Annotated in this window: 8 protein-coding genes; 7 read left to right on the top strand and 1 reads right to left on the bottom strand. The window is 45.8% G+C overall.

The window, feature by feature from the left end; all coding sequences use genetic code 11:
* Positions 1 to 326 precede the first annotated feature (326 nt).
* Positions 327 to 1,295, bottom strand: coding sequence for a choice-of-anchor J domain-containing protein (locus HQ50_RS08030; protein ID WP_039443753.1), 969 nt, complete (start codon positions 1,293 to 1,295; stop codon positions 327 to 329).
* A 494-nt stretch (positions 1,296 to 1,789) separates the two neighbouring features.
* Here HQ50_RS08030 and HQ50_RS08040 point away from each other — a divergent pair, with 494 nt between their 5' ends.
* From HQ50_RS08040 to HQ50_RS08070, 7 genes are all read left to right on the top strand, one after another.
* On the top strand, positions 1,790 to 3,049 hold the full coding sequence (locus HQ50_RS08040; protein WP_235316777.1) for an aspartyl protease family protein: 1,260 nt from the start codon (positions 1,790 to 1,792) through the stop codon (positions 3,047 to 3,049).
* A 353-nt stretch (positions 3,050 to 3,402) separates the two neighbouring features.
* Entirely contained in the window at positions 3,403 to 4,908 is a 1,506-nt protein-coding gene (locus HQ50_RS08045; protein ID WP_018965868.1) for a LysM peptidoglycan-binding domain-containing protein, read from the top strand.
* A 63-nt stretch (positions 4,909 to 4,971) separates the two neighbouring features.
* Positions 4,972 to 5,643, top strand: coding sequence for a porin family protein (locus HQ50_RS08050; protein WP_039429588.1), 672 nt, complete (start codon positions 4,972 to 4,974; stop codon positions 5,641 to 5,643).
* Positions 5,644 to 5,997: 354 nt separating this feature from the next.
* The gene (locus tag HQ50_RS08055) at positions 5,998 to 6,813 is read left to right on the top strand and encodes a glycogen/starch synthase (RefSeq protein WP_039429575.1); all 816 of its coding nucleotides are present in this window, start codon (positions 5,998 to 6,000) and stop codon (positions 6,811 to 6,813) included.
* Positions 6,814 to 6,917: 104 nt separating this feature from the next.
* Positions 6,918 to 8,285 carry a DUF4270 family protein gene (locus HQ50_RS08060; RefSeq protein ID WP_039429579.1) on the top strand — a complete coding sequence of 456 codons (1,368 nt, stop codon included), beginning with the start codon at positions 6,918 to 6,920 and terminating at the stop codon, positions 8,283 to 8,285.
* A gap of 104 nt (positions 8,286 to 8,389) precedes the next feature.
* Positions 8,390 to 9,625, top strand: coding sequence for a nucleoside permease (locus tag HQ50_RS08065; RefSeq protein ID WP_039429583.1), 1,236 nt, complete (start codon positions 8,390 to 8,392; stop codon positions 9,623 to 9,625).
* A gap of 642 nt (positions 9,626 to 10,267) precedes the next feature.
* A partial coding sequence (locus HQ50_RS08070) for a choice-of-anchor J domain-containing protein (RefSeq protein WP_039429585.1) occupies positions 10,268 to 12,171 on the top strand: 1,904 nt, incomplete at its 3' end.

Consider the following 12,171-nt stretch of genomic DNA (forward strand, 5'->3'; position numbering starts at 1 on the left):
TTTGTCAGGGCAGTTTCATCAAAAAACGAGTACTCCGTTCGCATGACTTTTATGCGGTAATACCAATTTAGTTCGGAAGTCTTTTCAGAAGAGGTCATCAAACGATTTGTATATAAAACATTTCCGATTTGTATACAGATAGTTTTCGATTTATTTATAGTTCGCAGCCTTCGGAGGGTCTCTTCACGAGGTGATAAAACAGAGCTGTCCGTCAAATCTTGGAAAAAGGAAAGGGGTGTGCTACGATCGCAGTGAGCGCGATTTTTGCACACCCCTGTTCAGTCTAAGATCGAATCAGGAAATATGAATTTTGAATCGGATGCGGATTATTTGACGGAAATTCTTTCTGCGTAGGTCTTACCATCTATTTCGATCCTTACGACATATACATTGTTCTGAGCCGTAAAGACTACTTTATTCGTTCCCGAAGCCAATTGCCGTCCCTTCATGTCGTAGATGGTGGCTTTGCCTGAGCAAGATACCGTGATCGTGTTTTCTGTCACCGTCAGCGTATAAGGCTTTTGCACCGCTATCATTTGAGCACTTTGGGGTACGAATTTGGTGCAGGCCTTCGGCGATACACCGCTGGTATATTTTACTTCTACGCAGTATTCATGCTGCTTGTTAGCCATATTCGCATCCGTGTATGTAGTAGTGGTAGTGGTCAGGCCTTCTGCAATCTTTGCTGCATCACGGTACACTGTGTAGGAGAAGTCGGTTTCGTCTGAAACAGGGGCTTTCCACTGGAGTAGCACGTCAGTCCCATTGTCTGCTACGCTCGCTTGCAAATTCATGACAGGGTTGTGCTGCGCCCCGTTGCCCATGAACAAAATTTCGTCGATGTGAAGGAAGTTTTGATTGGTACACTGGTAATGTCTGAAAGCCACTCGTTGCGTGCCGGCCGGAAGATTCACCATTCGTTCGAAGAATGGCCCTTGTGCTCTTGTCCCGGTGAGCGTCTCTTCAAAGGCAACAATATAATCCTCTTGCCCTTCCAGCTGAGCCATGATAGCATAGTGCTCATTAGGATATAGGGTGTTTACAGCTACGTAATACTTCACAGAGGTCGCACCGGTCACTATGGGAGAAATCAGCCAGTTGTCCGGTTTCAAAGGCTGTCCGCCACTCCAAGAAAAGGATGCCATCATACCATTGCCATGCTGAGTGTTCTGGAAAGATGTAGGAACCCCGTGGAGCCAACACCATCCATCGCCATCGGCATCCTTGATAGTCCATGTGGAGGGGATTCCTTCATCGAAACCTTCAAGATAAGGAAGTGTTACACCTTGTGCCACTGCTTTTTGTCCTGAACAGAATAAGGTGAATAAAACGGCAAATAAAAATAAGTAGTTTAATTTTTTCATTCTTTGTCGAAATAGTTTAGTTGTTAGAAAAAACTGATGCGATCTGTGACTCTTACTTAAGACGCTAAAAGTATGCAATTATACCTGATGGTCAAAATTTACAATAGTGTTGTACTTGATATTGGAGTGTATATTACTACGGAGAATGATCACAGTTGTATTACGAAATATTCTTTTTACTATATTGCAAGCCAAGTACTTGAACGCATGGATTCCTTTGTTTGCTATGTGCTGATACAGCTTGTGCTTATCTTTTTTGGGAAGGACGTCTGCAGTAGATACCTTTGGCATACAGCCAAGGGTGAAAAATGTTCCCGCCAGCACATTAATGTAATCGCCCATTCTGCTGCTTCCCTACTTTTTTTCCATTCTTGCCGAATGCGTTATAGTTTGCCGAGAACACAATGAAAATTAATGTAATAGTTATGAAAAGAATCTTATTGTCGATTTTTTCCGTATTCTTTACCATAACGGTTTTTGCGCAAGATAGAACCGAATGTGAAAGAATTGTCGGTGTTGTTTTTGATGCCGTTAGCAAACAGAACATGGAGCAAATAAGGCCATATCTGGCGGAAAACTTTAAAATTGCAGGTCAATCTTCACCCGTAGCAGAAACGGTATTGGCGCAGTTGGTTAGTAATTTGGGAAACATCGAGAGTTTCATACTGACAGAAGTAACAGGAAACGTTGACTTGACTTTTAATTACGATGTTGAATATGAGAAACACGGAAAGAAACAGGCGTTGTTCGAGTTTGATCAAAACAATAGGATAAAAAGAATGGAACTACTAAAAATCGTGGTAAAAACAGCCAAGGTAGATCCTTCCAAAATAGAATACAATCTGAGTAATGTGATAGAAATTCCATTTACAAGAATGGGAAATTTGATTGTTGTCAAGGCATCTGTCAATGGAGAAGAGCAAGATTTCATATTGGATAGTGGATCTGGATTTACCATCATTAATTCGAAATATATCGAGAAAGACACAGTCGATACAGAAAAGGAGGAAACTGTTTTAAGTACTGCTAAAGGAGTTCACGACGAGAGTTTATCAGGAACAAATATTGTCAATACGAGCATTGACTTTTATGGAATCCGTGTCAATCGGAAAGATATGCTTACGAATGACATATCACACTTGGAGAGCGAAGGTAGGCAGATTTACGGACTGATCGGCCATGATTTCTTGAGTAAATACGATGTACTGTATGATTATGCCAGGAATGTTGTCATACTAATCAATCCGGATTATTTCGAAACATACAGAAAAGAAAAACTATCTAAACACCTTATTGAAACTCTTCCGCTTGAATGGAGAGGCCACATCCCCATTATGCAGATCAGGATAGGAGATGATTATTATAAATTGGGTATTGATTGTGGTGCGGGAGCAAATCTCTTGGATATAACCCTTTTCGCTAAAGTGAAAGATAATTTGGAGGGAATAACGACAAAAAGTTTAGGTGGAGCTTCTAAAAACAAGAAAGATGTCACTCATGCTCAATTGAAAGAATTCTATGCCGGAACAACCTTGTTCAAAAAATCACAAACTGTTTTTAGTGATATCTCTCATTTAAACAAGGATAAAGATCTGAAAATTAATGGGCTTATTGGGTACGAGTTTCTGTCGAAACAGCTGACTTTGGTAAGCTATCAACGCAAGGAATTATTGCTAATAAAATGATGTAGTGTGTGACATTGCCTGTCCCTTAAGCAACCTTGTCTTTCGACATTGAAATGGCTTTTGATTTGAGCTGTTTGTCTTGCTGAATATTATTTAGAATTTGAAAGAAGTATGGGATATCCTCAAGCCGAGTGGTAAGTCCATCATTTTAATTTAATCTCTCAAAATGCTTCTATGATATCCGGATGATTTTTCGTATAGTTATGGGCCTGTTATAATGAAGAGATTAATCCATGTAGCTCTCTGATATGGGGATTTGTAAAGAGGATAACACATTTGTCTGCAGTGTCGTTATTGTTATCTTTGCCTCATCTCACCTAATAGATAGGACTAAAAAAGAAGGGGGTAAAATCATGACAAATCATGTATTCCGGATAAAAGGTTTTTATATCCTGCTGATGGCTTGTGTGCTGATGTCTGCCATGTCGATGGCTGCTCAGACGCGTAGCAGGACAAAGGTGCACGTGGTGCAAGCCAAAGAGACCGTCTATGGACTGGCGCGTCAGTATGGTCTCTCGGAGGAAGATATTTATGCGCTCAATCCATCGGCCAAACAGGGGCTTAGAGAAGGACAGACCTTGCTTATTCCGGCCAAGCCGATCAAGTCCAATAGCAGAGTTTCAGCAGCTGCTCTCCCGAGTGAACATATTATCCAGCCACAGGAAACGCTCTACTCTGTCAGCAGGCAATATGAGTTGAGCGAAGACGATCTGATGAGGGCCAATCCGGGTATATCAGCCTCTAACTTCCCCGCCGGTAGGAAGCTGCGTATTCCCAAGGCTGACTCTACCTCTATGGCCTCCAGTCCCATGTCGGTACAGTCCGAAACTATAGAAGTCGGTCTGATGCTCCCGCTGTCGGGCAATACACAGCGATATGTGGAGTTTTACGAAGGTATGCTGATGGGGCTCAATCGTCTGAAGAAACGGGGCGTTTCGGTGACCTTGCGCGTTTATGATGTATCCAATGCTTCTGATGCAGAGGATGTAATCCATAGTGGCGAACTCAATAACTGTCACCTCCTTATCGGGGGCACTTCCAACGACCAGATAGCTGCTATTTCACGCTATGCAGACCTGCGCGGTATCAACTACGTGGTTCCGTTCAGCTCCGGTAAAATAGCCGGCAGGGCTTCGGCCAACCTCTTCCAGATCAATCCTCCCCAAGAATACCTCTATCCGCAGGTTGCCAAGCTCTTTATGCAGCGATATGCCGATAGAACCGTTGTGTTCGTCACCGGTTCGGGATCGGTTGAGCCTTGTGCCGCCTTCATTATGTCCGAGATGGACAAGGCAGGCAAATCCTATACGAAGATTTCTTCCGATACAGAACAGGGCGAATTGGTCAAGCTGCTTCGTTCCGACTCCCGTATCGTGATAATGCCCTGCATGGCGAGAGAGAGCATCCTTCGTCGTATACTTTATTTGGCGGATGGCAATGGCAAGGCGGAACAGTTAACTTTCTTTGGCTACCCCGAGTGGCAGTCCTTCGACAGAGATATGCAAGGGCGAATGAGGAAATACGGCTCTTCATTCTACTCTTCCTTCTATTTCAATCCAGCAAACCTCGAAAGCGAACAATTCCTTTCGCAATATTATGCCTGGTACGATCATAAGGTGTCTGGTGGCTTCCCCAAGTACAGCGTTCTGGGCTACGATATTACCAGCTATTTTATCGGGGGCTTAGCCTCCTATGGCCGTTCACTTAGGAACAACCTCCCCATGCTCCCCTCCACGGGATTGCAGACAGACTTCCAATTCCGTGAGATAAAAGGCGATGGCGGCTTTGTGAATCTCAACCTCTTCATCGTTACCCTGAGAGCCGATGGAGGGGTGGATCGTGTGGCCATATCTCAATAGTTGCTCTTTCATGACGAGTGGACGAATGTTCGACTGTCTATGCAACTCTATCTGAAGAAAATCATGTTTCTGAGAATAAGTATCAGTCTTTTCATTTTCCTATCTCTGGTCAATTTGGTCGAAGCCCAAACGGCCAAGCGGTCATTGCGTGTGCAGGTCGGACTCGCGGGAGGCGTATCCGCCAACAAGGTACTCTTCAACCCCTCAGTGGGCCAAAAGATGTTGTTGGCGCCATCGGGTGGTCTCATTGTTCGGGTAAACGAGGAAAGTACAGGAGCCTTGAAAGCCGGCTTCCAGATGGAAGTGGATTATGTCCGGCTGGGTTGGGAAGAAAAATTCGAGGGAAAACCTGACAATGCCTATCGCCGCACGTTCGATTGTGTGACGATACCCCTGCTCACACATGTCAAAATTCGGCAAAGAGGTCTCTATGCCTTTCTCAATTTGGGGCCTCAGTTTGGATTCATCGTATCAGAGAAACCCGTCAAGCAAGGCTCGGACTTCACCGAACTACAGCTGCGACGTTATGCGCAAGGCCTACACGGTCGTTTCGAGTGGGGACTGGCCGGTGGACCTGGTTTCGGATTCGATGCCAGTCGTCTGGGAACTTTTGAGATGGAAGGGCGTTTGTACTATGGCTTCCACGATCTCCTCAACAACCGCCAGCAGGATCCTCATGGCAAATCGTCGAACCTGACTCTGAGCATAAAGCTCAACTATCTCTTCCGTCTTTAAACCGTCGATTCTGCTAAGGGGGCGTGATGGCCTTTTTGTGTGGCAATTCGTTTCTTGTTTTTTCCCAAACGGGGCGGGGCTATTCTTTGGCCTTCTCGCTTTTTTCTTAAAAATCTATTAATCTATTTGTGCCTTTATCATTACGCCTTATGCTTGATCAGATTGTTTAGTTTTTTGTCTGCCTTCCCTGCGGAATCGGCTTACTCTATCTGCTATAATAGTTGGCTATGTGCTGCGATACTTGGGTGTATTTTTCTTTTTATACTTATCTAAGAGAGCTTTACGTACTTCTTCCTTATCTTGTCGATGAGTTTTTTTTCTACCTTTGCGAGAAACGTAGATGACGGTAAAAGAATGGATTCCAAAAAAGTTCTTTACATATCCCAAGAAATTTTCCCCTACTTGCCGGAAACGGACATATCGGTCGTTTCGCGCAAATTGCCTCAGGCCATTCAGGAGCGAGGCAACGAGGTGCGCATTTTTATGCCCCGTTATGGTATCATCAATGAGCGTCGCAACCAGTTGCACGAGGTGATACGCCTGTCCGGTATCAATATGATCATCAACGACAACGACCATCCGCTGATCATCAAAGTGGCTTCCATCCAGTCGGCACGCATGCAGGTTTATTTCATCGACAATGATGATTTCTTCAAGCGCAAGACGATGTACGACATCAAGCCTAAGCAGGAGAATGACAACGATGAGCGAGCCATCTTTTTTGTGCGTGGAGCACTCGAAGCGATCAAGAAACTGCGTTGGATCCCCGATGTCATCCATTGTCATGGCTGGTTCACGGCGTTGGCTGCCTTGTATCTGAAGAAGATGTATGTGGACGACCCCTGCCTGCAAAAAGCAAAAGTGGTCTACTCCATCTACGATGATGCCGGACAGGGAGTGATCCCGGAGACCCTCTTCGGTAAGCTCGGATTCGACAAGATCACGGCCGATGACCTGTCCGTAATGGAGCAGTCATCCGACTATTTGGCTCTGAGCCGTCTGGCCATCCGATATGCCGACGGTGTCATTCAGGGATCGGAGACCATAGCACCGGAGCTGACCGACTATATATCTTCTTTGGAGGGGAAGGCTTTCCTCCCATACCAAGGGAAAGAGAACTATGAAGAGGCTTTCGACAACTTCTATAGCGATCTTTTGACGGCCAACTGATTTGTCTCATTCTGCCTGACCGCGCCGTAAAAACAATATGCAGGCAGCGATTAGCGTTAATTATCTGCCTTTCCACGCAAACCCCCCAACGATTCACCATTATTATGAAGAGATACCTTCTTCTTGTTTTTTCGTTAATGGCTTTCCTCACGGCAGCCTGCGATGATGATCTGTCTCCGATCGGAGGTTCTATCCAGCCACCTTCGGATCCGGTTTCGGCCAGAGTGGATACGCTCGAATTTTCTGTCAAGACGATACCGATGGGCGATATATACAACCGAACGAACTATACCCTGCTGGGAGATCTGACGGATCCCGAATACGGCGACTTGAAGGCTGACTACATCATGCAGTTCAAGAGTCCGAGGAATTTCAAATTCAAGTATCCGCCCAAAGATGGGAAGATCGACTCCGTGAAGCTTAGTATCAACTATGATAGTTGGGTGGGGGATTCAACAGCCCTCATGAAGGTTTCGATCTATAAAATCAACAAAGCCATTCCTCCCTCGTACTATTCTACGGAGGAATTAGCTTCCTTGCTGGACGAAACCCAGATCATCGCTTCGCAGACATTCAAGGCGGGCAATGACTCAGCATTCCACCGCGTAAGAATACCCCTGCCCAATGAGATCGGCCAAAAGATATACGACCTCTCGGTAAACAATCCAAGTGTTTTCGATACGCAGGAGAGCTTCTATAATAATGTGTTGGGCGGTCTGTATGTGACTACTACGACGGGTACGGGAGTTGTGGTGAGCGTGTACAATACACAGATGGCCATCTATTATAACTACAAGGTTACGGCCGATTCCACCAAGACGGTTACAGAGACATTCGTAAATACGAGCGAATCCTATCAGGTCAATCATATCAAGAACTCCCAAATATCCCACCTGTTGCAGGAGAATGACTCTCTTTCTTGTGTGAAGAGTCCGGCAGGGGTGATGACGCAACTGACGATCAGCAAAGAGCAGTTTACGGATGCTTTCACGAGCAATCTGTCTTCCTCTTTGGCTTGGCAGATCGGTGAAGCACAGTTCAATATCAGTGCCTCGAAGCCTTCTGAGGGCTTGATGCTGAGTCCGCCCTCTTACCTGTTGCTCTTGCCACAGGATTCGGTGAAGAACTTCTTCGAGCAAGAACAAACCGAACTGATGCAGCCCCGCACTGCATTCCTCTCGACCATATACAACATTAAGAAACGGGAGTATCGGTTTAGCAATATCAGCCGCCTGTTGATGGAGCATATTAAGAACAATACGGAGAAGACCCCCGAGGGTAAGCCTTATATCAATAAGGATCTTGTTCTCGTACTGCTGCCTGTGAAGCGTCAGACTGCAGGAGCCGGTGGCTCAATGTACACCTCTCAGCTGAATAATTTCATGTTCCCGTCAGGCGTGAAACTACTACTTGGAAAAAAAGATAAAACAGCGCGTATAGGAGTCTACAGTATGACCTATACTGATAACTGATATGTGCTATACGCTCCGGAATAAGCCTTTCGATTCGGGATTCGGTGCCGTCGAAGGGCTTTTTCTTTTCAGTCTTCCGTAACAACTACAATCACACACTCATCATGAAGCAATTGAAATACCGTCTGATCCTGATGAATTTCCTGCAGTTTTTCATTTGGGGAGCTTGGCTGATTTCCCTTGGAGGATATATGGCGAGCGTACTGCATTATTCCGGTTTGGAAATAGGTGCCATATACGGTACGATGGGCATTGCCTCTCTTTTCATGCCGGGTTTGCTGGGTATTCTGGCGGACAAGTACGTGGCTGCTCAAAAACTCTTGGGTGTGTGCCATCTGATCGGAGCCATATTGCTGGTTTATGCTTCCACGCTGAGTAGTTACTCTGTTTTTTATCCTGTTATGCTCCTGCTCTGCATGAGCTATATGCCTACTCTCGCTCTCACCAATACGATAGCCTATACTGCTATGGAGAAAGCCGGTATGGATATAGTGCGGGAATTCCCTCCTATACGCGTATGGGGTACTGTCGGCTTCATTTTGGCCATGTGGACTGTCGATATATGCGGATGGGTAATGAGCAGTATGCAATTCTATGTCAGTGCTGTGGCTTCCCTTGCATTGGGATTGTATGCTTTTACCCTGCCTCACTGCCCTCCGGCAAAAGAAAGCAAGAAGAAGGGGGTGCTTGCCGTTTTGGGGCTGGATGCTTTTGTCCTTTTCCGCCAACGTCGTATGGCAGTCTTCTTCCTCTTTGCCATGCTATTGGGAGCAGCCCTTCAGGTCACCAATACATTCGGCAATCCGTTTTTGTCCGATTTCGCAGATACTTATAGCGAGAGCTTTGCCGTGCAGCATCCCAATGTGTTGCTTTCTTTGTCACAGATTTCCGAGACTCTTTTCATTTTGGCCATTCCGTTTTTCATGGGACGTTTCGGGATCAAACGGGTGATGCTTATGAGTATGTTGGCTTGGGTGTTGCGTTTCGCTTTCTTTGGTCTTGGCAATCCGGGTAGCGGCTTCATTTTCCTGGTTCTGTCAATGATCGTATATGGTATGGCCTTCGATTTCTTCAATATCAGCGGTTCCATGTTTGTCGATCGAGAGACTACGCCCTCGATTCGAGCAGCTGCTCAAGGCCTTTTTATGATCATGACCAATGGTATCGGAGCCATCATCGGCGGATTTGCCAGCGGTTGGGTGGTGGATCGCTTTACGGATGCCGGTCATACGGCTTGGAGCACGGTATGGTATATTTTTGCGGCTTATGCATTGCTCATTACCATCCTCTTTGCCATCTTTTTCAAGCCGGAAAGCAGCAGTCCCGTCTCTCGATCTTAGGGGCCCCGGCTGTTCTCTGGCGAAGGGCGGAGCATCGGCAGAGAAGGTGAGAGATTCGGTATATATCGAAACGAATAGACTATCGAAACAAGTGGATCGGATCTTTTTGTTCCTCGCTTCTTCTCTTGCGATTAAGATGTGAATCTTAGGCGATATTCCATTGTCATTTTTATCCTCATATACACAGTTTTTGTGAGGTGAAGAGCTGTTATCCGAGACTGTACTGTTGCAACCAATCTATCAGAGGGTATATAGAACTGTATACGAGGTCTAAATACCTGCTCTGCTTCTCATCCTATTGAAGAAGGATTCAAAGGCTATCGATTCTTTCCGAGAATTGATATAGCGTAGAGGGGGCTATATCTTCCCTTCTATCATAGAATGTAAGCTTTTCAACCTTTCTGTATAATTGCCTCGAATCTCTTTGGATTCAATGGAAAACATAAAATCCTCAAAAAAGATGGCGTAAAACTTTGCCTCAGCGATGGGTCTGTCTTTCGGCTAATTTCTAAAGAATAAAACTGTGTTTTGTGTCTTTTTAGCAAAAAATATTTGGCAGGTTAAGATTAAAAACATACCTTTCGGGCGATAGTGGTAGAGCACTATCTCGCGAAATATTAATCTTTAATACTTTCAAAAGGTATGAGAAAATTGAATTCTTTATTTTCGCTTGCCGTCCTGCTATCCCTGTTGTGTTGGGGACAGACGGCTACTGCACAGAGAGGGCCGAAGACGGCTCCATCTGTGACGCACCAGACGGTGCAGAAAGGTATTCGAACATCCACAGCCAAGGATCTCCGAGATCCGATTCCTGCCGGCATGGCACGAATTATCTTGGAAGCTCACGATGTGTGGCAAGACGGCACAGGCTATCAAATGCTTTGGGATGACGATCACGATCAGTACGGCGCATCGATTCCCGAAGATGGTTTTTGGTTTGCTACCGAGACAATTCCTGATGGCCTTTTCGATCCTTTCGAGTATAAAGTTCCGGTCAATGCCGATGCTTCGTTTACTCCTACGAATTTCGTGCTTGATGGAACGGCATCAGCCGATATTCCTGCCGGCACTTATGACTATGTAATCATCAACCCGAATCCCGGCTTAATATATATTGTAGGGCAGGGTGTTTCCAAAGGCAATGATTATGTAGTAGAGGCCGGTAAGACTTATCATTTCACTGTCCAACGACAAGGTTCCGGCGATGCTGCGTCCGTTGTGGTGACCGGAGAAGGTGACAATGAATTCGCTCCCGTGCAGAATCTCCAATGGTCTGTATCAGGGCAGACGGTAACCCTCACTTGGCAAGCCCCCGCATCCGACAAACGAGCTTATGTGTTGAACGAAAGCTTCGATACAGAAACGCTTCCAAATGGTTGGACAATGATCGATGCTGATGGTGATGGTCGCAATTGGCTATCTACAATAAACGTTTACAACACCGCTACTCATACAGGTAATGGTGCTATGTTTAGTAGATCATGGGAAAGCAGCACAGGCGCAAAACCCAACTTGAGTCCGGACAACTATCTGGTAACTCCTAAGATTACTGTTCCCCAAGACGGTGAGCTTACGTATTGGATTTCATCGCAAATTCCTTGGGAAAATGAGCACTATGGAGTGTTCTTGTCCACAACCGGAAACGAGGCTGCAAACTTTACAGTCAAGCTCTTCGAAGAAACTCTTGGAAGTGGCAAATCTGTTCCTGCAAATGTCCTGAAGAGCGAAGGTGCAAAGGCTCCAGCTCCCTATCAGGAGAGGACCATTGATCTCTCTGCCTATGCAGGACAGGATGTTTATTTGGCGTTCCGTCATTTTGATTGTACAGGTATATTCCGTCTTTATCTTGATGACGTAGTAGTCTCTGGCGGAGGTGTTTCCGATGACTATACCTACACGGTATATCGTGACAATGTTGTTATCGCGCAGAATCTCACGGCAACGACATTCAAACAGGAAAATGTAGCTCCCGGCCAGTATAACTACTGTGTCGAAGTTAAGTACGAAACCGGTGTATCTCCGAAGGAGTGTAAAGACGTTACTGTACCGGGTTCAGGTGAATTTGCTCCTGTACAGAATCTGACGGGTAGTGCAGCGGGTCAGAAGGTAACGCTCAAGTGGGATGCTCCCAACGGAACGAATCCTAATCCTGACCCTAATCCTGACCCTAATCCTAGTCTTTCCGAATCGTTTGAAAATGGTATACCATCAAGCTGGAAGACTATCGATGCCGACGGCGACGGCAACAACTGGACGACTACACCTCCTCCCGGAGGGTCTTCTTTCTCCGGTCACGAAGGTGGTTCTTGTGTNTGTGTCTCTTCGGCTTCCTATATTAACTATCAGGGAGCTCAGACACCTGACAACTATCTGATAACACCGGAGCTTTCTCTGCCAAGCGGAGGGACGCTTACTTTCTGGGTATGTGCACAGGATGCCAATTATGCGTCAGAGCACTATGCCGTTTACGCGTCTTCCACGGGTAATGATGCAGCGAACTTCACGAACGCTTTGTTGGAAGAGACGCTGACGGCTAAGTCTGTAGT

Source organism: Porphyromonas sp. COT-052 OH4946 (assembly GCF_000765965.1).
Classification (GTDB): domain Bacteria; phylum Bacteroidota; class Bacteroidia; order Bacteroidales; family Porphyromonadaceae; genus Porphyromonas; species Porphyromonas gulae.

What these genes read in the sequence shown, in the direction of transcription:
- HQ50_RS08040 (WP_235316777.1), top strand. Translation starts at nt 1,790, where the DNA reads ATGAAAAGAATCTTATTGTCGATTTTTTCCGTATTCTTTACCATAACG.
- HQ50_RS08045 (WP_018965868.1), top strand. Translation starts at nt 3,403, where the DNA reads ATGACAAATCATGTATTCCGGATAAAAGGTTTTTATATCCTGCTGATG.
- HQ50_RS08050 (WP_039429588.1), top strand. Translation starts at nt 4,972, where the DNA reads ATGTTTCTGAGAATAAGTATCAGTCTTTTCATTTTCCTATCTCTGGTC.
- HQ50_RS08055 (WP_039429575.1), top strand. Translation starts at nt 5,998, where the DNA reads ATGGATTCCAAAAAAGTTCTTTACATATCCCAAGAAATTTTCCCCTAC.
- HQ50_RS08060 (WP_039429579.1), top strand. Translation starts at nt 6,918, where the DNA reads ATGAAGAGATACCTTCTTCTTGTTTTTTCGTTAATGGCTTTCCTCACG.
- HQ50_RS08065 (WP_039429583.1), top strand. Translation starts at nt 8,390, where the DNA reads ATGAAGCAATTGAAATACCGTCTGATCCTGATGAATTTCCTGCAGTTT.